We start from the raw sequence: 19828 nt of genomic DNA, 5'->3' as shown, positions 1-19828 counted from the left end.
CATGGACCTCGTCGACTTCTTCGTCGAACCTTTGCAGTACACATTCATGCAACGCGCCATGCTCGTGACGGTCACCGCGTCCATCGTCTGTGCCGTCCTCAGTTGCTGGTTGGTGCTCATCGGCTGGTCGTTGATGGGCGACGCGGTCTCGCACGCGGTACTGCCTGGCGTCGCACTCTCGTATCTGCTCGGCGCCCCCTTCGCGATCGGGGCACTGTTGTTCGCGCTCGTCGCCGTCGGCGCTATCGGTCTCGTCCGCAACACCACACTGGTCAAGGAAGACGCGGCCATCGGCGTCGTCTTCACGACGTTGTTCGCGCTCGGAGTCGTGCTGATCTCGAAGTTCCCGAGCCAGATCGACCTGAACCACATCCTCTTCGGCAATCTCCTCGGAGTATCGCAATCGGACATGTTGCAAGTGTTCATTCTCGGCGGTCTCGCGCTGCTGGTGATGATCCTCAAACGTCGCGACTTCACGTTGTTCGCCTTCGATCGGACGCAAGCGCGTGCGGTAGGTATCTCGCCCACGGTCATCTCGGCGACGATGCTGACATTGCTCGCGTTGACGACGGTGGTCGCACTCCAAGCAGTCGGCGTCATTCTCGTCGTCGCGATGCTGATCACACCAGGAGCGACGGCCTATCTGTTGACCAATCGTTTCCGGCGGATGCTCGTTCTCGCCCCGAGCATCGCCGTCGGCTGCGCGATAGTCGGCATCTATGTGAGCTTCTATCTCGACGTGTCCTCGGGCGGCACGGTCGTGTTGTCGCAGGGCTTCGTATTCATCCTCGCCTATCTGTTCAGCCCGTCGCAGGGGTTGATCACCCGCTATTTCCGACGCTCCGACGACGTGGCGGCGACCCAACCGGCGGGACGCTAAGCTTTCTCGCGTGGTGGAGCAAACGGTCAGCCCGAACACCGGCGGCAAAAACACTGCAGTTAACAAGAACACTGCAGGTAACAAGGCTGCAGCAGACAACCTCGCGGAAGAATTGCAGCTGTCGGCTGTCGCGCAGGACTATCTCAAAGTGATCTGGACCGCCGGCGAGTGGACCGAAGACGCCGTCAGTACCAAGATGCTGTCCGAACGCATCGGTGTCTCCGCCTCGACGGTGTCCGAGGCGATCCGCAAGCTGGCCGATCAAGGCATGGTCGACCACGCTCGTTACGGGGCTATCTCTCTCACCGCCAGAGGACGCACCGCAGCCATTGCGATGGTTCGACGGCACCGACTGATCGAGACCTATCTCGTGCAAGAACTCGGCTACGGCTGGGACGAAGTGCACGACGAGGCAGAAATACTCGAACATGCGGTCTCGGACCTGATGATGTCGCGAATCGACGCGAAACTCGGCTTCCCCGAACGTGATCCACACGGCGACCCGATTCCGTCGGTGGACGGCGAAATAGTGTCACCCGCAGCCACCCGCCTGAGCGACTACGCCGACGGCCAACGCGGGCTGGTCGCCCGGATTTCCGATGCCGATCCGGCGATGCTGCGCTACTTCGACTCGGTGGGCATCACGCTCGATCTGCCGATCGCCGTCCGCGAACGACGCGATTACGCAGGAACGGTGGAAATCGAACTGGACCATCGCGGTGCCGACAAGGGCGTCGTCGATCTCGGTCAACGTGCAGCCGAAGCGATCTGGATGATCCCGACCCGCTAGTGACCGCGCAGGGTTGCCGGGCGAACGACCAGCACCGAGCTTGCGCGCTTGCCCTTTTCTTGCAGCAGGGCGATGGTGTGACCCGATGGGTCGATAGCTGCATACACGCCATCGATCCCCACTGGATCCAACCATCTCCCCTGACTGACCGATTCCGCTTCGTCGGCGTCGAGCTGCCGGTGTGGAAAAGCAGTTCGCGCGGCCTCGTCGATGTCGAGGCTGACTCCAGGGTTCTCAGCGAGCTCCTCGAGCGTGCGTGCATGCTCCAGAGTGAACGGACCCACTCGCGTGCGCCGCAACACGGTCAGGTGGCCGCCGACGCCCAGAGCGGCACCGAGGTCACGCGCGAGCGCTCGAATGTAGGTTCCCGAGGAGCATTCGACGTCGACATCGAGATCGACGAAATCGGTATCGGGTACATCTCGCCGGGCAAGTAGGTCGAACCTCGTCACGCTGACCCTTCGAGCCGGCAGCGTGAACTCCTCACCTGCACGTATCAGCTTGTGGGCGCGCTGTCCGTCCACCTTGATCGCACTCACGCTCGCCGGAATTTGCTCGATGTCCCCGGACAGAAGCGCGATCTGCTCTCGAAGCGCCGAATCGCTCACCTCGTGCGCCGACGCATCCGCGATGGTCTCGCCCTCGGCGTCGTCGGTGGTGGTACTGCGCCCGAGGCGGATCGTTGCCGTGTATTCCTTGGTGGTCAACGCGAGAAGCCCCAGCATCTTCGTTGCGCGTTCGATCCCGAGGACGAGTACACCGGTGGCCATCGGGTCGAGTGTGCCCGCATGCCCCACCTTTCGGGTGTGCAGAAGTTTGCGACACGAGGCGACGACGTCATGGCTGGTGACCCCTGGCCCCTTGTCCACGATCAACAACCCGGCACCGACGAGACCGGAGGACAGCTTTCCGCGTGAAGACACGAGAGTTCATTGTGCCAGGCGGCTCCAGCCCCGGGTGGATCGCTAGGTCACTGCGATCGCGGTGACGATCAGACCGTCGGAGACGAGCCATCTGCCGTCGAACGATGTCAGTGGTGGGCCGTCGATAGTCTCACCGGACACGAGGAGACGCGAGTGGAAAGTTCCGGAGACGTCGCCACCGGAACCGGTGCGATCGAACGTGATGTGCGCATCCTCGAAACCCAACCATCGACCGGTCAATGGTTCCCACGCTTTGTACGTCGCTTCCTTGGCGCAGAACAGCAAACGATCCCAATGCACGTCCGTATCACCCGAAGCTGTGTGTAGCCAGGATCGTTCGGCCTCGAGACTCACTGCACCCAGAACCCCGTCGGGTAGTGCGTCGTGTGGTTCGGCGTCGATTCCGATAGAACGGACCTGCATCGAATAAGCCACGACGGCACCGCGATATCCGTCGCAATGTGTCAGGCTGCCGACCACTCCCCTCGGCCATTGCGGGGCGCCCGAACTTCCTCGCATGATCGGCGCTGGGTCCACCCCCAGCTTGCCCATCGCCAGTCTCGCGCAGTGGCGCGCAGAACTGAACTCCCGTTTGCGCTTGTCCACGGCCTTCGCGACCAGATGAGCTTCGAGCGGATGCGGCTCCAACCCCGGCGGGTCGGCGAACAATTCGGCGGCGACGACGCCGTTCGGGAGGATCGACTCGATCACTGCTGAGACCTCATCTTCTCGACTTCGGCTTCCATCTCGGGTGTCACCGTGAAGTGCCCACCCCACTTGTTCAACGTGCCCTCGGGATACTCCGGCACGGGAAGTATCTGCCTGAGCACGTTGTCGGGAAGCCCGCGTCGCTGCCATTCGCGCGGATATCCGACCGAGACTTCCTCGAATCTCACCCCGTCGTAGTACGTCGTACGAGGGATGTGGAGGTGCCCGTACACCGCGCACAGGGCGTTGTAGCGCGTATGCCAGTCAGCGGTCAGAGTAGAACCGCACCACAACGCGAACTCCGGGTAGAAAAGCACCTCTGTGGGTTGTCGCACCAGCGGAAAATGGTTGATCAACACCGTAGGGATCGACGGATCGAGTGCGTCGAGTCTGATCCTGGTGCTCTCGATCCGGGCTCGACACCATGCGTCCCGGCTGGCGTACGGCTCACACGAGAGCAAGAACTCGTCGGTGGCGACGACATTCTTCTCTCGGGCGATCGCAAGCCCGTGTTCTTTGTCCACGGCGCCACGAGGGAGAAACGAGTAGTCGTACAGCAAGAACATCGGCACCAATCTCGCCGGTCCGCCTTCGCCCTCCCACAGAAGATAGGGGTCTTCGGGCGTGACGACGTCGATCTCTCGGCACAGATTCACCAGGTACTCGTACCGCGCAGCACCGTGAATCTGCACTGGATCTTTGACCGTCGTCCACAGTTCGTGGTTGCCGGGTACCCAGATAACCTTGGTGAATCGACTTCTGAGCAACTCGAGTGCCCACTTGATGTCGTCGGTTTTCTCCGAGACGTCTCCCGCGACGATCAACCAATCTTCCGGTGATTCGGGGTGAATATCCTCGGTGACCGGGCGATTTCCTCGGTGTCCGATGTGGATGTCACTCACTGCCCAGAGCTTTGCCGTCACAGGCCGTGTTCCTTCCCGATGAAATGATCTTCTGAACTGGTTGTCATTCGGTCGACAATCATCACCCCATCTTCCCTTCGGATTCCCGACCGCTATCGGACAGGGTGCCGGATGAGACACTGTCGACCTATGAACAACTTTTCCGCATCCGAGAAATCCGGTCTCACAGCAGGGCTGGTCCTCACAGTCATGGCCTCCGTTCTAGCGGGGATCGCGTCGGACAACTTCGTTTCTGGTTTCGCGATCACGGCAGTCGTGTGCGCGATCGCACTACTTGCGGCAACGTTCCTGGCTCGCTTCGTCAATACCCGTCGACGTCGATAGCCAGCCTCGAACCTTCCCGCGTCTGCTGCTCTAGAGTTCTGTTCATGCCGCATTCACGGATTCGAATCAAGGACGCAGCCGCACTCCTCGGCGTCAGTGACGACACCGTGCGTAGATGGATCGACAACGGAACTCTCGCCGCATACAAGGACAACGCGGGTCGAAAAGTTGTCGACGGTGCCGCCCTGGCTGCGTTCGCGCGCGAACAGGCAACGCCTCCCCCGGATCCGACCGGCTCGGGAAGTTCGGCACGCAATCGACTGGTCGGGCTGGTGACCGCAGTGACGTCCGACACCGTGATGAGCGAGGTCGAGATGCAGTGCGGACCGTTCACGGTCGTATCACTCATGAGCACCGAATCGGTCCGCGCCCTGGGGCTCGAGCCGGGCAGAATTGCTGTTGCCGTGGTCAAGGCGACAACGGTCATCGTCGATGCTGGATTCGAAGAACAGTGAACGCGTCTGTCGAGGTGAAACCCAGACGCTCCGGAAGAGGAATCCGCGGCAGCAACGAGGTCCGTGTCGGTCTGCCCAGGTGGATATTCGTCCCCGCAGCGTTGGGTGCGTTGTTCGTCGTCACCCCGCTGCTGGCCATTCTGTTGAAGATCGATTGGCCGAACTTCATCGCCCTCGTCTCCTCGGAATCATCACGAACGGCGTTGCTCCTCAGTCTCCAAACGGCAGCGACGAGCACCGCCGTGTGCATCGTCGTCGGCATACCGATGGCACTGGTGTTGGCCCGAGCAGAGTTTCCTGGTCAGTCGATTCTCCGAGCGCTGGTGCTACTTCCACTCGTCCTTCCACCCGTCGTCGGCGGAATTGCTTTGCTGTACACCTTCGGCCGACTCGGCTTACTCGGCGAGCAACTGGAGGCTTGGGGCATCGGCATCGCATTCTCGACAACGGCGGTGGTGCTGGCCCAGACCTTCGTCTCGCTCCCCTTTCTGGTCGTCAGCCTCGAAGGAGCACTGCGCAGTACAGGACGTGGGTACGAGACGGTCGCCGCCACCTTGGGGGCGCGTCCGACGACGGTGTTGCGAAGGGTGACGCTCCCGCTGGTACTGCCGGGCCTGGTGTCGGGTGCCGTTCTTGCATTCGCCCGCGCCCTCGGCGAGTTCGGTGCGACGTTGACGTTCGCGGGGTCACTCGAGGGAGTTACGCGAACCCTGCCTTTGGAGATCTACCTCCAGCGTGAAACCGATCCCGACGCCGCCGTGGCGCTGTCGCTCCTACTGATCGTGGTGGCGGCAGTAATCGTCGTCGCCGCCCGTGGGCGATGGTTGGCCGGGGCGCTGTGAGTTCCATCCGCCTCGTCGCCGAGGTCGACGACCGCAACCTCGACTTCACCCTCGATGTCGAGGACGGCGAGGTCATCGCGATTCTCGGACCGAATGGGGCCGGAAAGTCCTCGTTGCTCTCGCTCGTGGCAGGTCTGCTCCGGCCCGACTCCGGACGGATCACCATCGGTGACGACGTAGTGACCGACACCGCCGAACGCACATTCGTTCCAGCGCACGCGCGTGGCGTGGCCACGATGTCACAGAACGCCCTCCTGTTTCCTCATCTCGACGCCGAAGCCAACGTTGCGTTCGCGCCCCGCAGTCGGGGGGTCGGTCGTCGCAAAGGAAGAGAGATTGCACGAACCTGGCTCGACGCAGTCGATGCACTCGATCTTGCGGACCGACGGCCGTCGCAACTCTCGGGTGGGCAAGCACAACGCATCGCTCTCGCGCGCGCACTCGCAGCGCAGCCACGAGTACTACTCCTCGACGAGCCGATGGCCGCATTGGACATAGCTACCGCACCGGTGTTGCGCCGATTGCTTCGAACCGTCCTGCGCGAGCAACGACGTACCGCACTCATCGTCACTCACGACCTTCTCGATGCGCTCGCATTGGCCGACACGATCGTCGTCGTGCAGGCCGGCCGGATCGTCGAGCGCGGACCGACCACAGACATTCTCACCGCGCCACGCAGTGAATTCGCCGCTCGGATCGCCGGGGTGAACTTAGTTCTCGGCGCTGCAGATTCGTCAGGTTCGTTGAGTACCGCCGATGGCCTGACGGTTCACGGACACAGTACGACACCATCGGGTGCCGCGGCAGTGGCTGTCTTCAGCCCGTCCGCAGTGGCAGTGCATCTCACCGAACCGCATGCCAGTCCGCGCAACGTACTCCCCGTCACGATCGCCGCGATGGACGTGCACGGCGCAACGGTTCGTGTTCGGGGTACCCACGGCGGCCAGAGTCTCGTCGCGGACGTGACCGCGGCGGCGGTCTCGGAACTGGATCTGTCACCGGGCATGGAGGTCTACTTCGTCGTCAAGAGCCAGGAAGTTGCCATTCATCCAGCGTCGCGTTGAATGTCGGCGCCCGCGAGCGCCCACCGACCCGAGAGTGTCCGAAGCACCACCGCGATCGCCCGCAGCGACACGAAAACTCCGAGACCGACCCAGATTCCGGCCAATCCCCAGTCCAGCGCCAGAGACAACCAGATGAAGGGCAGAAAACCCAGCAGGGCGCATACCAGGGTGGCGGTCCGGAGGAAGGCTGCGTCTCCGCTACCCAACAGAACTCCGTCGAGGGCGAACACGATTCCGGCGATCGGAATGATGGCCACGAATATCCACCAGATCGAGTGCATCTGTACCACCACGGCTGGGTCTGTGGTGAACAGCTCGGGAATCACCGGCATACCGGCCGCGAACACCGCTGCCAGGACGATCGCGAACATGGTCGACCACGCGGTCAATCGCCAACCCAGCTTGGTGGCGCCACGGACGTCGCCTTTGCCCAGAGCAGCACCGACGAGTGTTTGAGCCGCGATAGCCAAAGAATCGAGAGTCAACGACACGAGATTCCACAGCAGCAGGACAACCTGATTGGCGGCGACAGCGGCGGCTCCGAACCGGGATGCCACTGCGGCAGCCGACAAGAAGCACGCTTGGAACGCCAAGCTACGCAGGACGAGATCGCGACCGAGAATCAACTGCACTCGCATCACCGACCACCTCGGCCGAAGCGGAACCCCTGCACGCGAAATCGCAGCAATGAACAGACACCCTGCGATCGACTGGCCCACCAGATTCGCTACCGCCGACCCGAGAAGTTCCAGTCGCGGAAACCCGAGCAGACCGTGTACCAACATCGGACACAGCACGCCAGAGACCAATAGCCCGAAGACTACGAAACGAAGCGGCCTCCTGGTGTTCTGAACACCCCTCATCCACCCGTTGCCCGCCATCGAAATCAAGATGAAAGGAACACCGAAGACAGCGATCCGGAACCACGCGGTAGCTTCCTCGGCGATCTCACCGCCGCCGCCGATGACCGAGAGAATCGGAGCTGCCAGCAACTGCATCACGGCAACGATCGCCACACCCAGCGCAACGGCGAGCCACGTCGCCTGGACGCCCTCACCGACCGCGTCCTTCTCGCGTCCTGCACCGTGCATTCGAGCGGCACGCGCAGTTGTGCCGTACGACAGGAACGTCAGCTGCGTACTGACCTGAGTCAGAACCAGACCGCCGACGGCCAGTCCAGCGAGCGGAAGCGCACCCAGCCTGCCCACCACTGCCGCGTCGAAAAGCAAGTACAGCGGCTCAGCTGCAAGGACACCGAGTGCGGGGAGGGCCAAACCGAGAATTCTGCGCGGAGACGCCTCCACTGGAGCCGTGGGTTCAACCAAGATCGATCAACCGAGTGCGGCGATCAGGGACGCGAGGACTTCGGACTTGGACCCAGTAGCTGTATAGCCCGAAGCTTTGCGATGACCTCCACCACCGAGAGACGTCGCTACAAGGGAAACGTCGACCTGTGTCTTCGCGCGCAACGACACCGTCCAGTCATCACCACTCTGCTGTTTGAAAACCGCCGCCACCTCGGCTTCGGTCGCGGTGCGAACGATGTCGATGACGCTTTCGATCTCTTCCGGGCGGAGGCCGACGGAGTCTTCGCGCAGGATCGCGGTGTAGACGAGCCCCAGTCCGCCCGCCGCGTCAGGCACCAGCTCTGCAGCTCCGAGAACCGATCCCAACATGGGCAACCACGCGAACGGATGCGTATCGAGCAACTTCTGCGTCAGCGCAGCCCCGTCGATTCCGGTCGCGAGAAGACGTTCGGCAAGTGTATGAGAGCCGGGCTGCACCCAACGAAACGAACCGGTGTCGGTGACCAGTCCGGCAAACAGGCATTCGGCCAGGTCCCGATCGATCTCGACATTCCACGCGTCCAACAGTCCAGCGATCACTGCAGTGGTCGACACCGCGTTCTCATCGACCACGTTCCAGGTGCCGAAGCGAGTATTGGAGCGATGATGATCGATGACGAGAGTGGCATGTGCAGCATCGATTCGGTCGGACAGCGCCCCGAGGCGACCCTTGCTCCCGGCATCGACCGTGACCACGAGATCGACGTCGACCCGGACGTCGCCGGCCGGAACCAACAGCTCGCGGCCCGGCAGCGCGTCCATCGACCCCGGCAGCTCGGCAGGCGCCGCAAACGACACCTGAACGTCCACTCCGCGACGCGACAGAACCAAACCCAGTGCGAGACCGCTCCCGATGGTGTCGGCATCCGGATGGATGTGACACAGCACGGTGACGGACTGGGCTGTCTCCAACAGTTCTATCGCATGAGCGAATTCGTCCTGCGGCTCTGCCACAGCCCGAGCACCCGGAGTCGTCGTCACTTCTATCAGTCCACGTCGGTCGACTCGGAACCGTCGACCGTCTCCCGCGGCGCCTTGTAGGGATCGGCCTCGCCCGCAGGCTTGGCCGATGCTGCCGCCTTGGCGACCTCACTGTCGGCGAGTCGTGCACGCTCGAGAAGGTCTTCCATATGCCGCGCAGTGTCGGGAACGGTATCGGTCACGAACGTCAACGACGGCGTGAAGCGAACACCGGTCCCTGCACCGACTTTCGACCGAAGTACACCTTTGGCCTTCTCCAACCCCGCAGATGCAGCCTGCAGATCCGGAGCCGTATCCAAGTCTTCACCCATCACCGTGTAATACACGGTTGCGTCGTGTAGATCCGCTGTCACCTTGCAATCGGTGACGGTCACGAACGCCAGACGGGGATCTTTGATCTCATGATCGATCGCCGTGGCGACGATGGCGGCAATTCGCTTGGCGAGCTTGCGAGCTCTCGCTGGATCCACCATGTCAATCACGCTCCTCATATGGTTCCGAGTCAGTCCTCGGGACCGAATATTCTTCTTCTGACCGCCAACAATTCCAGATCTTGCCGCTCCGCGATATGCCGTTCGCATTCGTCGAGCCTGTCGTGCAACCCGTCGATATCCGAACCGGCAGCTGCAATTCCGAACAACGACCGCCGAAAGCGCCCGAGCTCACCCGTCTCCGCAGCCGAAACCCCGAAGCGGTGTAACTCCGTGAGAACAGGATCGACCTTCGAACGCTTTTCAGCGAGCGAACGAACGTCGCCCAACAACACGTCCAACTCGAGCGCCCCCAGATACACGTGGCCATCCTTACTCAGGTTCGAACGAGGAGCCGGCGGCGGTACTGACATACCGCCGCCGGCTCCTCGATCTAGTGCAGTGTTACTCCCCAATGCTCCCCTACGGCACTACTGCTGCGAATGACTAGTCGCGAGCCTTTTCACGGAGCTCGTACGCCTCGACGACATCGCCTACCTTGATGTCCGAGTACGTCACCGTAAGACCGCATTCGTAGCCCTCGCGCACCTCGACAACGTCTTCCTTTTCCCGCCGCAGCGAGGAAATGGTGACGGTCTCGGCAACCACCTTGTTGTCACGCAGCAGTCGTGCTTTCGCATTGCGACGGATGGTACCCGAGGTGACGAGGCAACCGGCGATACTTCCGACCTTCGAAGAACGGAACATTGCACGAATCTCGGCTTGGCCGAGCGCGACCTCTTCGTAGACCGGCTTGAGCATGCCCTTGAGCGCGCTTTCGATCTCGTCGATGGCCTGGTAGATCACCGAGTAGTACCGGATGTCGACGCCTTCACGGTTGGCCAGCTCGGTGGCCTTGCCCTCCGCTCGAACGTTGAATCCGATGATGATCGCGTTCGATGCCGACGCCAGGTTGACGTTGGTCTCCGTGACGCCACCGACGCCGCGGTCGATGACGCGCAGTTCGACCTCGTCGTCGATCTGGATACCGACCAGTGCCTCTTCGAGAGCCTCGACGGTTCCCGAGTTGTCACCCTTGAGGATCAAGTTCAGCTGTGAGGTCTCCCTCAACGCTGCATCGAGGTCGTCCAGGCTGATGCGCTTACGAGACTTCGCGGCGAGCGCATTGCGCTTGCGAGCGTTGCGTCGATCGGCGATCTGACGGGCGATGCGATCCTCGTCGACGACCAACAGGTTGTCGCCTGCACCGGGCACCGACGTGAAGCCGATGACCTGTACCGGACGGGACGGCAGTGCTTCGATGACATCTTCGCCGTGCTCGTCGACCATTCGACGGACACGACCGTAGGCGTCACCGGCGACGATCGAGTCACCGACACGCAACGTTCCGCGGGCGATGAGCACGGTGGCAACCGGTCCACGACCACGGTCGAGGTGCGCCTCGATGGCGACACCCTGAGCGTCCATATCCGGGTTGGCACGCAGATCCAATGAGGCATCTGCTGTCAGCAACACAGCTTCGAGAAGTGCGTCGATGTTGGTGCCCTGCTTCGCCGAGATCTCGACGAACATCGTCTCGCCGCCGTATTCCTCGGCCACAAGTCCGTACTCGGTCAGCTGCTGCCGGATCTTGTCCGGGTTTGCGCCTTCCTTGTCGATCTTGTTGATCGCTACCACGATCGGGACATCTGCAGCTTGCGCATGGTTGATCGCTTCGACCGTCTGCGGCATGACACCGTCGTCGGCTGCAACAACCAGGATCGCAAGGTCGGTTGCCTTGGCACCACGAGCACGCATGGCCGTGAAGGCCTCGTGACCCGGTGTATCGATGAAGGTGACCAAACGCTCGTTGCCTTCGAGTTCGGTAAGCACCTGGTAAGCACCGATGTGCTGGGTGATGCCACCGGACTCGCCTTCGCGGACCGTGGTGTTTCGGATCGAGTCCAGTAGTCGCGTCTTGCCGTGGTCGACGTGACCCATGACCGTGACGACGGGAGGCCGCTGCTCCAAGTCCTCTTCACCGCCGGCGTCCTCGCCGTAGGTGAGGTCGAACGCGTTGAGCAGTTCGCGATCTTCGTCCTCGGGGCTGACGACCTGAACGACGTAGTTCATCTCGCCGCCGAGCAGTTCGAGGGTCTCGTCGTTCACGGACTGAGTGGCAGTGACCATCTCGCCGAGGTTGAACAAGGCCTGTACGAGTGCTGCTGGGTTCGCATCGATCTTGTCCGCGAAATCCGACAGCGAAGCGCCGCGGGCGAGACGGATGGTCTCACCGTTGCCGCGTGGCAACCTGACGCCACCGACAGCGGGTGCCTGCATGCTCTCGTACTCGGCGCGTTTTGCCCGCTTCGACTTGCGGCCACGACGAACTGCTCCGCCGGGACGACCGAAAGCACCTGCAGCTGCGCCGCGCTGACCGGGACGACCACCGCCGCCGGGACGACCGCGGAAGCCACCTGCGGGAGCACCACCTGCGGGAGCTCCACCTGGAGCACCCGGTGCGCCGCCACCGCGGTAACCGCCGGCGCCTGCGCCACCGGGACGACCACCTGGAGCACCGCCGGGACGACCGCCGGGGCGACCTGCCGCTGGGCTCGGACGTGCCGAGCGGGTCGGCATTGCGCCGGGGTTGGGACGAGGGGGCATCGAACCCGGGCTCGGACGAGGTCCGCCGGGTCCTGCCGGACGAGGTGTGCCCTGACCAGCGGCCGGACGTGCACTGCCCGGAGTTGCCGGACGAGGTCCGCCCTGACCCGGAGCGGGTCGACTGCTACCGCCCGGGCGTGGTGCACCCGGCGCGGGACGCGGGGCCGGACGCTCGGCGGGAGCGGACGAATACGGGTTGTTACCGACACGCGGAGCCTTGGGGCCCGGCTTGGGGCCGGGTACGCCAGGCTTGGGACCTGCCGGGGCAGGAGCCGCTGTGGCCTCTGGAGTTGCGCCGGCCGATGCTGCGGGAGCTTGTTCTGCCGGAGCAGCGGGCGCCGGAACGGATGGTGCCGGAGCGACCGGTGCCGGAGCGGCCGGTGCAGGCGCCGGAGTCGAGACCGGCGCTACGGGAGCCTTGGCTGCGACTGGAGCTACCGGTTCCTGCGCCACGGGAGCGGCAGGAGTCGGGCGCGGGGTCGGCTTCGGTCCCGGACGGGGTCCGCCGGGCTTGGCACCCGAAGCAGGCTTCGGTGCGCTGCCGGAGACCGGTGCGCTGCCACTGGCCTGTTCGCCATTGGAAGCACCGGTGGCCGGAGCGGAATCCGGCTTGCCCGCCGGGAAGGATTCACGGACACGACGCGCTACCGGCGCCTCTACCGTGGAAGATGCGGATTTGACGAACTCGCCTTGCTCTTTGAGCCGTGCGAGTAGTTCTTTACTAGTGACACCGAGTTCTTTAGCCAACTCGTGTACGCGGGCCTTACCTGGCACTGCTCTCCTCACTGAGAGGCCGAGCGAGGATTGGTGCCCGCACGACCTCGGGTTATCTCCGATGGACGTTCATCGTTGGTGCTTCACGGTGTGCTCATCAGTGCTGTTGCCTGTTCTTCTCGAGGGGTGAATCTCTGTCGTCGACTCCTTCGAGAAAGGAGACGACCGCTGACGAGTCGGTAGATCCCGACACGCGTAGCGCTCTACCGAATGCACGGCGCCGTTCTGCATTCTCCAGACATCTCGGGTCGAGATGCAACCATGCACCTCTACCGGGAAGCCGGTGGTCGACGTCGGGCACGATCACCGATTCCGTGGAATCTCGATCACGAACCACAACTCTCAGCAGACCGGCGGCCGGAGCTCGCTCTTTGCACCCGACACATGTTCTCACCGGCTGACGAACTGCCGCCGAACCGGTGCTCTCATGACTCAGGGCAGAGAGTTCGTTCCGAACCATCGACCACTCTACCGCTGTATTGCCTCGATCTCCGCATTCCACCCTTACGCGCTGGTGGACTCGGGTGCCGTGGCCGCGTCGCTGCGGATATCGATGCGCCAGCCGGTCAGCCTAGCTGCCAGCCGCGCATTCTGCCCCTCTTTGCCGATCGCGAGCGACAGCTGATATTCCGGCACGACCACACGTGCAGCACGAGCCTCGGCATCCACGACCGTGACCGATACAACCTTCGACGGAGACAGCGCATTCCCGACGAAGGTAGCGGGATCCTCGTCGAAGTCGATGATGTCGATCTTCTCCCCAGCCAGTTCGCTCATCACGTTGCGCACGCGCTGACCTATCGGCCCGATGCATGCGCCCTTGGCGTTGAGACCCGACACCGTAGATTTGACTGCGATCTTCGACCGATGACCGGACTCGCGCGCAACGGCGACGATCTCGACCGACCCGTCGGCGATTTCCGGAACTTCGAGTGCGAACAGCTTGCGCACGAGGTTGGGGTGGGTACGCGAGAGGGTGATTTGCGGTCCGCGCTGGCCCCGGGCGACTCCGACCACGTAGCACTTGATTCGTTCGCCGTGCTCGTAACTCTCACCCGGCACCTGCTCGGCAGGCGGCAGCACACCGTCTGCGCCGTTCGCATCGCTGCCGATCCGCACGATGACCGTGCCCTTGGCATTTGCTCTGGTGTCCCGCTGAATGACCCCGCCCACGATCTCACCCTCGTGCGTCGCATACTCGCCGTACGAGCGCTCGTGCTCGGCATCACGCAGACGCTGAAGGATCACCTGCCGGGCCGTTGTCGCAGCGATTCGGCCGAACCCTTGAGGGGTGTCGTCCCACTCCGAAATGGTGTTGCCGTCACCGTCGATCTCTTTTGCCATCACTCGCACCGAACCGGTCTTGCGGTTGACGTCGATCCACGCGTGGGGCTGATGGCCCTCGGTGTGCCGGTAAGCGGTCAACAGGGCGGACTGAATCGTCGAGATGACGGTCTCGATCGACACCCCCTTGTCCGCTTCGATGGCGCGCAACGCTGCGATGTCGATATTCACTTGTCGGACCCTTCTTCCGGTGTTTCCACGTTCACTATCTCGTCGTTGTCGGCAGGAGCAGGCCTGCCTTCGACAACGCCGCCCGTCAGCTCCATCTCATCTGCCTTCGGCTTCGAGAATTCTACTTGCACAACAGCCTTCACAACGTCGTCGAGCTCCACGACTCGGGTCGCGAGAACACCCTTGTCACGAGTGACCACCGTGAGCGATCGGCCATCGAGGTGACCGACACGTGCGTCGAACTTCTCGTTCTCCAACTTGAATCGGACCATCCGTCCGCGCGCGCGCCGCCAATGGCGATCCTCGGTGAGCGGACGATCGACTCCAGGAGTGGTGACCTCGAGGGTGTAGGGAGCATCACCGAAGTCCGACACCGCGTCGAATATGTCGGAGATCTCACGGCTGAGCGACGGCAACGTGTCGAGGTCGATCCCCTCTTCACGATCGACCATGACGCGTACGGCACTGTGCTTACCTGCCGAGACGACGTTGACATCTTCCAAATCGAATCCACGACTGGTCACCAGGTCGGACAGGAGCGCGATGACCCTCTCCTTGGACGGAACAGGCATCGTTGCGAGAACTCCTCGTTCAGTTGTGGTCGGACCCCATCAGAAGTGTGATCGAGTCCGTAAGTGGCGAACGCACAGCCTAACGCCAACGGGAGGCGTTCGTGACCAGCCTGGGTGCACGAGATGCAGAATGCACCTGGCACGATGCTCCCGTGTCGACGTTCGCTCTCCCCCGCACCCTCAGCCGCCGTGGCGCCCTGCGCTTGACCGGTGGCGCCGCTCTCACCGCAGTCGGGCTCGTCACAACTGCCGGATGTTCGTCCGACACAGACCCTGGGCCGCAACTCGACACCCTCACCAGCCACCTCCGACTTGCGCGTCGCGACGCGGCCGCCGCAGGCGCCCTGATCGCGCTGAGCCCGACCCTTGCCGGGCCCCTGAGCGTCGTGCAGACCGAACGAACGGCACACGCCGACGCCTTGTCCGCAGAGATCGACCGCGTCGCGGGTAAGCCCGTAGAGGAGAGCGCAACTACCTCGACCACCTCGACGCCGGCTGCGGTGCCGCCGCCGACCATGGAGGAACTCAAGGCTGACCTCAGTCAATCTCAGCGGAGCGCCGCGGATTCTGCGAAAAGCGAATCCGGTTACCGCGCAGGCCTGTTGGGTTCGATCAGCGCCGCATGCGCCGTCGAACTGGCGGTGGTGTTGCCATGAGCGATCTCGGCATCGAACAACAAGCACTCGTCGACGCTTTGAACGCCGAGTACGCCGCGGTTTTTGCGTACGGCGTCGTAGGCGCATTCTCGAATCCGGCTCGTGGAGGCCTCATCGCAGCGGATGCTGCAGCGCACCGCGCGCGTCGAGACGCAACCCTCGATGCTTTGCGCGCCGCGAGCGTCACCCCGCCGATTGCGAGCCCGGCGTATTCCATCCCGTTCCCGGTCGTCGATCCCGTCACGTCGGCGCAACTTGCCGCCCAGGCAGAGATCGACACCTCGATCGCGTGGCGGTCGGTCATCGAGCGCAGCGAGTCCGGCCCCACTCGGGAGGCCGGAGTCACTGCGCTCACGGAAGCGGCGCTACGACTGGCGAACTGGCGCGAAATTCTGGGTGTATCTCCGCCGACCGTTCCGTTCCCCGGTCAACCGTGAGGCCGCTGCCGGTTCAGCCCCTCATCTCGTAGGCGCCGTCATAGGACACTACTTCGGACCACACTGCGTCGAAGCGAGCAAGATCGACCACCGGCTTGCGGATTGCCGCAAGGGCCCACGCCTGCTGTGCCTCGGTAGAGGACGGCTTGCCGTGCAGAGCCACTGCGTAACCGGAGAAATCACGGATTTGAAAGTCGAAGATCTGATCGAGCAACTCGGTAGAGACCTTCTCGGCGGATTCCAGTATCAGATGACCGTAGACGACCAACGAGAACAGGTGCCCCACGTTGAGTAGGAAATCCAGATCCTCCTGCTGCGACTCATCCGGCGCGGTGTCGGTCAGGAACGTCTCGAGGGCCGAAGCCTGCTCGTAGAACCGTGCGACGTTGGGAACATGCGAAAACTTTTCGTACGTCGACTTCCAGTCGTGGAATCGCACTTTCCCCGCTCCGCGGGCGGGACCCTGCGCGAAGAAGAACGCGTCGTCGGAAGCGTCGTCACGTGTCTCGACGTCGGGGTAGTCCATCGGGGCGAACATGTATGCCGGCATGAACTTGAGCATGAGCGCAACATTGACGTGCACTGTGCCTTCGAGCTTGGGCAGGGTTCCGATCATCTGCGCGGCCTCACGGAAGTACGTGTTCTTCTCGTACCCCTTCGCTGCGATCACATCGTGCAGCAACCGAACCACGGTCTCACCTTCGGAGGTCACCTTGGCCTTGGTCATCGGATTGAACAGCAGGTAGCGCCGATCCTCGAGGCTTGCGGATCTGAAGTAGTCGACTGCCCGCCCACTGAAGAGCTTCATTGCGATCAGTCGAGAATAGGCGTCGACGAAACTTGCACGCACATGCGGAAATTCGGTGACTCGGTTGCCATAGAGAATCCTGTTGTGCGCGTGCGTGATCGACTCGTAGAACGCATGCTCGGTGATTCCGATCGAACCCGTGCAGAGGTTGAACTTACCGACGTTGACGGTATTGAGTGCGGCGGAAAACGCGTCTGCGCCAGTGTGCAGAGTGTCCTCGGCTCGGACCGGGTAGTCCTCGAGGGTGAACGTACTGACGAACATCTGGCCGTGAATCACGTTGTCACGTAGAACATAATTGGGATGACTGCTGTCGGCGACGAAAAACACGTAGGCATCCGGGCCATCGCGGTCGGTGCGGCGACCGAAGACCGAGACCATGCCTGCAACATTGCCGTTGCCGATGTAGTACTTCTCGCCCGAGGCCAGAAACTCGATTCCCTCTTCCGCTGACGGCCGTAGCAACATATCCGTCGAGTAGACATCGGCACCATGGGCGCGCTCGGATAGCCCGAACGCCATCACGGACCCGCCGTTCAGCGCCCGCGCTGCACGATGTTTGGCCTCCTCGTTCTCGCTCATCCAGATCGGTCCGAGTCCGAGTACGGTGACCTGCCAGGCGTACCAGTAGGACAGTCCGTAGAAGCCGAGGATTTCACTCAGGGCAGCATTGCGGGAGGCATCCCAGCGCTTGTCGGAGTCGCCATCGGCATACGCTGCCGGTGTCGAAAACGTCGCGAACAGCTTCTCCTTGGCAACGAAGTCGAGAAAATCGCTGGTCCAGACGGCATCGAGGTCGTCGGCGAGCAATCTGGCTTTACCTCGATCCTCGAACCAGTCGATCAGCGATCGCAACTGGCGGCGCGTTTCGTCGTCGAACTGGGTGGGATCGTACGTCGCGGGATCGAACAACGTGAGGTGGGCCATGTTGTCACCTTTCCTAGTCGGCTGCCCCGAAGCTACCAGTGAGTAACCGACCCGAACCGTGCGATCACATTTTCCCACGTACCGTTTCGACGATGTCGGCGACAGCGGTCTCGGTCTCGAGGTCACGGCTCTCACCGGTGAAGCGGTCACGGAGTTCGACCTTGCCCTCGGCCCATCCCCTACCGACGACGACTACGACCGGCACTCCGATGAGTTCGGAGTCCTTGAACTTGACACCGGGCGACGCCTTCCGGTCGTCGAAAAGCACGTCGAGGCCCTGAGCGTCGAGTGCTGCCGCAATGGACTCGGCACCGGCACGTGCGGCTTCGTCTTTGTTTGCGATGACCAAGTGCACGTCCGCCGGCGATACTTCTGCCGGCCAACGCAGCCCCTTGTCGTCGTGCATCTGCTCCGCGACGACGGCGACCAGGCGAGAGACACCGACGCCATACGAACCCTGCACGAGGCGCACGGGTTTTCCGCTTTCACCGAGCACCTCGACATTGAACGCGTCCGTGTACTTGTAGCCGAGTTGGAAGATATGGCCGATCTCGATACCGCGCGCGCTGACGAGCGCGCCGCGGCCGTCCGGGGAGAGATCGCCGTCCCGTACCTGGGCAGCTTCGATGGTGCCGTCCGGAGTGAAATCGCGGCCGGCGACCAAATTCACCACATGCTTGCCGGTGACGTCTGCTCCGGTGATCCACGACGTCCCGTCGACGACACGAGGGTCTACGAGGTAACGAACTCCGTTGGCCTGCAGCGCACGTGGTCCGATGTAGCCCTTGACCAGGAACGGATTGGCCTCGAAGTCGGCGTCGGTGAGCAGTGCGAACTCGGCCGGCTCGAGAGACGCTTCGAGGCGCTTCTCGTCGACCTCACGGTCGCCGGGCAGACCGACAGCGAGCAACTCCCACTCCCCGTCTGCGTTGCGCACCTTGAGCAGAAGGTTCTTCAACGTGTCCGCGGCGGTGACGGTGCGGCCCAGATCGACCGAATTGGCCCACTCGACCAACGTGGCAATGGTGGGTGTGTCACCCGTCTCGTGATCGACGGCGGCAGGCTGCCCCTCGATCGGCAACGATGCCGGCGCGGGAGTCGTGACGGCTTCGACGTTCGCCGCGTATCCCGACTCGATGCACCGCACGTAAGTGTCCTCACCGATGTCGCTCTCGGCGAGGAATTCCTCGGACGCACTTCCACCCATCGCGCCGGATGTCGCCGCCACGATGACGTACTTGACCCCGAGCCGAGCAAAGATCTTCTGGTAGGCCTCGCGGTGTGCCGCATAGGACCGCTTCAGCCCGTCCTCGTCCATGTCGAACGAGTAGGAGTCCTTCATGACGAACTCGCGTCCGCGCAAAATGCCCGCGCGCGGGCGTTCCTCGTCGCGATACTTGGTCTGGATCTGATAGAGCGTGACCGGCAGGTCCTTGTACGAGTTGTACTCACCCTTCACCGTCAGTGCGAACAGTTCCTCGTGGGTGGGACCGAGCAACATGTCGTTGCCCTTACGGTCCTTCAGCTTGAACAGTGCGTCGCCGTAATCGGTCCATCGATTGGTGGTCTCGTACGGTTCGCGCGGCAGCAACGCCGGGAGCGAGATCTCCTGCGCGCCGATCGCGTTCATCTCTTCACGAACGACTCGTTCTATCTGGCGCAGCACTCTCAGGCCGAGCGGCAGCCAGGAGTACACACCCGGGGCGATACGACGTACGTAACCTGCACGAACCAACAGCTTGTGGCTGTCGACTTCGGCGTCGGCGGGGTCGTCACGAAGAGTGCGGAGGAAGAGCTGCGAAAGACGGGTGATCACGGGGTACGAG

Annotated in this window: 21 protein-coding genes; 8 read left to right on the top strand and 13 right to left on the bottom strand. The window is 62.7% G+C overall.

The annotated features are described in order from the left end of the window. Nucleotide 1: 1 nt before the first annotated feature. Both BJI47_RS16120 and BJI47_RS16115 read left to right on the top strand, forming a co-directional pair. Complete coding sequence (locus tag BJI47_RS16120; protein ID WP_088944607.1) at nucleotides 2-880, top strand: metal ABC transporter permease; 879 nt, start codon at nucleotides 2-4, stop codon at nucleotides 878-880. A gap of 112 nt (nucleotides 881-992) precedes the next feature. Further along, nucleotides 993-1670 (top strand): metal-dependent transcriptional regulator, encoded by a 678-nt coding sequence (locus BJI47_RS16115; RefSeq protein WP_088944700.1) that lies wholly within the window; start codon nucleotides 993-995, stop codon nucleotides 1668-1670. On the opposite strand, the gene truB is transcribed toward BJI47_RS16115, so the two are convergent. The 3 genes from truB to BJI47_RS16100 are packed head-to-tail and all read right to left on the bottom strand — an operon-like array spanning nucleotide 1667 to nucleotide 4224. After that, nucleotides 1667-2593: a tRNA pseudouridine(55) synthase TruB gene (truB, locus tag BJI47_RS16110; RefSeq protein WP_088944606.1), complete on the bottom strand. Its 927-nt coding sequence runs from the start codon at nucleotides 2591-2593 to the stop codon at nucleotides 1667-1669. The genes BJI47_RS16115 and truB overlap by 4 nt on opposite strands. A 42-nt stretch (nucleotides 2594-2635) precedes the next feature. Then, nucleotides 2636-3304, bottom strand: coding sequence for a 4'-phosphopantetheinyl transferase Npt (gene npt / locus BJI47_RS16105; RefSeq protein WP_088944605.1), 669 nt, complete (start codon nucleotides 3302-3304; stop codon nucleotides 2636-2638). Further along, entirely contained in the window at nucleotides 3301-4224 is a 924-nt protein-coding gene (locus tag BJI47_RS16100; RefSeq protein WP_088944604.1) for a metallophosphoesterase, read from the bottom strand. The genes npt and BJI47_RS16100 overlap by 4 nt, the downstream gene beginning before the upstream one ends. Before the next feature lie 129 nt (nucleotides 4225-4353). Here BJI47_RS16100 and BJI47_RS16095 point away from each other — a divergent pair, with 129 nt between their 5' ends. From BJI47_RS16095 to BJI47_RS16080, 4 genes are read left to right on the top strand one after another with little or no spacing between them, the layout of a single operon-like run. Further along, nucleotides 4354-4548, top strand: coding sequence for a hypothetical protein (locus BJI47_RS16095; protein ID WP_088944603.1), 195 nt, complete (start codon nucleotides 4354-4356; stop codon nucleotides 4546-4548). Nucleotides 4549-4592: 44 nt separating this feature from the next. Then, nucleotides 4593-5003, top strand: coding sequence for a molybdopterin-binding protein (locus tag BJI47_RS16090; protein ID WP_088944602.1), 411 nt, complete (start codon nucleotides 4593-4595; stop codon nucleotides 5001-5003). Nucleotides 5004-5044: 41 nt separating this feature from the next. Then, the gene (locus BJI47_RS16085) at nucleotides 5045-5845 is read left to right on the top strand and encodes an ABC transporter permease (protein ID WP_088944699.1); all 801 of its coding nucleotides are present in this window, start codon (nucleotides 5045-5047) and stop codon (nucleotides 5843-5845) included. Beyond that, a complete protein-coding gene (locus tag BJI47_RS16080; RefSeq protein WP_217808547.1) occupies nucleotides 5842-6909 on the top strand; it encodes a sulfate/molybdate ABC transporter ATP-binding protein in 1068 nt (355 codons plus the stop codon). The genes BJI47_RS16085 and BJI47_RS16080 overlap by 4 nt, the downstream gene beginning before the upstream one ends. Here BJI47_RS16080 and BJI47_RS16075 read toward each other — a convergent pair. The 8 genes from BJI47_RS16075 to rimP form a co-directional block, all read right to left on the bottom strand. Continuing rightward, complete coding sequence (locus tag BJI47_RS16075; protein WP_254900627.1) at nucleotides 6891-8234, bottom strand: MATE family efflux transporter; 1344 nt, start codon at nucleotides 8232-8234, stop codon at nucleotides 6891-6893. The two genes, BJI47_RS16080 and BJI47_RS16075, sit on opposite strands and share 19 nt — an antisense overlap. Nucleotides 8235-8240: 6 nt before the next feature. Beyond that, on the bottom strand, nucleotides 8241-9236 hold the full coding sequence (locus BJI47_RS16070; RefSeq protein ID WP_088944599.1) for a bifunctional oligoribonuclease/PAP phosphatase NrnA: 996 nt from the start codon (nucleotides 9234-9236) through the stop codon (nucleotides 8241-8243). 5 nt (nucleotides 9237-9241) lie between these two features. Then, on the bottom strand, nucleotides 9242-9709 hold the full coding sequence (rbfA, locus tag BJI47_RS16065) for a 30S ribosome-binding factor RbfA (protein ID WP_088944598.1): 468 nt from the start codon (nucleotides 9707-9709) through the stop codon (nucleotides 9242-9244). Nucleotides 9710-9738: 29 nt separating this feature from the next. After that, nucleotides 9739-10029 carry a DUF503 domain-containing protein gene (locus BJI47_RS16060; RefSeq protein WP_088944597.1) on the bottom strand — a complete coding sequence of 97 codons (291 nt, stop codon included), beginning with the start codon at nucleotides 10027-10029 and terminating at the stop codon, nucleotides 9739-9741. A 124-nt stretch (nucleotides 10030-10153) separates the two neighbouring features. Further along, nucleotides 10154-13087: a translation initiation factor IF-2 gene (gene infB / locus BJI47_RS16055; RefSeq protein WP_088944596.1), complete on the bottom strand. Its 2934-nt coding sequence runs from the start codon at nucleotides 13085-13087 to the stop codon at nucleotides 10154-10156. 97 nt (nucleotides 13088-13184) lie between these two features. After that, nucleotides 13185-13481 (bottom strand): YlxR family protein, encoded by a 297-nt coding sequence (locus BJI47_RS16050; protein WP_088944698.1) that lies wholly within the window; start codon nucleotides 13479-13481, stop codon nucleotides 13185-13187. A gap of 110 nt (nucleotides 13482-13591) precedes the next feature. Further along, nucleotides 13592-14602 carry a transcription termination factor NusA gene (gene nusA, locus BJI47_RS16045; RefSeq protein ID WP_088944595.1) on the bottom strand — a complete coding sequence of 337 codons (1011 nt, stop codon included), beginning with the start codon at nucleotides 14600-14602 and terminating at the stop codon, nucleotides 13592-13594. After that, nucleotides 14599-15174 carry a ribosome maturation factor RimP gene (gene rimP / locus BJI47_RS16040; protein WP_088944594.1) on the bottom strand — a complete coding sequence of 192 codons (576 nt, stop codon included), beginning with the start codon at nucleotides 15172-15174 and terminating at the stop codon, nucleotides 14599-14601. Before rimP ends, nusA begins: the two co-directional genes overlap by 4 nt. A 101-nt stretch (nucleotides 15175-15275) precedes the next feature. Here rimP and BJI47_RS16035 point away from each other — a divergent pair, with 101 nt between their 5' ends. Together BJI47_RS16035 and BJI47_RS16030 are read left to right on the top strand one after the other, a co-directional pair. Further along, nucleotides 15276-15830 (top strand): hypothetical protein, encoded by a 555-nt coding sequence (locus tag BJI47_RS16035; RefSeq protein ID WP_254900626.1) that lies wholly within the window; start codon nucleotides 15276-15278, stop codon nucleotides 15828-15830. Then, nucleotides 15827-16267 carry a ferritin-like domain-containing protein gene (locus BJI47_RS16030; RefSeq protein WP_088944593.1) on the top strand — a complete coding sequence of 147 codons (441 nt, stop codon included), beginning with the start codon at nucleotides 15827-15829 and terminating at the stop codon, nucleotides 16265-16267. Before BJI47_RS16035 ends, BJI47_RS16030 begins: the two co-directional genes overlap by 4 nt. Nucleotides 16268-16280: 13 nt before the next feature. Here the strand turns inward: BJI47_RS16030 and BJI47_RS16025 are convergent, their stop codons facing one another. Together BJI47_RS16025 and BJI47_RS16020 are read right to left on the bottom strand one after the other, a co-directional pair. Then, entirely contained in the window at nucleotides 16281-18002 is a 1722-nt protein-coding gene (locus BJI47_RS16025; RefSeq protein WP_088944592.1) for an acyl-CoA dehydrogenase family protein, read from the bottom strand. 64 nt (nucleotides 18003-18066) lie between these two features. Continuing rightward, nucleotides 18067-19818 (bottom strand): proline--tRNA ligase, encoded by a 1752-nt coding sequence (locus BJI47_RS16020; RefSeq protein WP_088944591.1) that lies wholly within the window; start codon nucleotides 19816-19818, stop codon nucleotides 18067-18069. Nucleotides 19819-19828 lie beyond the last annotated feature (10 nt).

The organism is Rhodococcus sp. 1168 (genome assembly GCF_002091955.1).
Taxonomy (GTDB): domain Bacteria; phylum Actinomycetota; class Actinomycetes; order Mycobacteriales; family Mycobacteriaceae; genus Rhodococcoides.
This window is presented reverse-complemented; position numbering and strand designations above follow the sequence as displayed.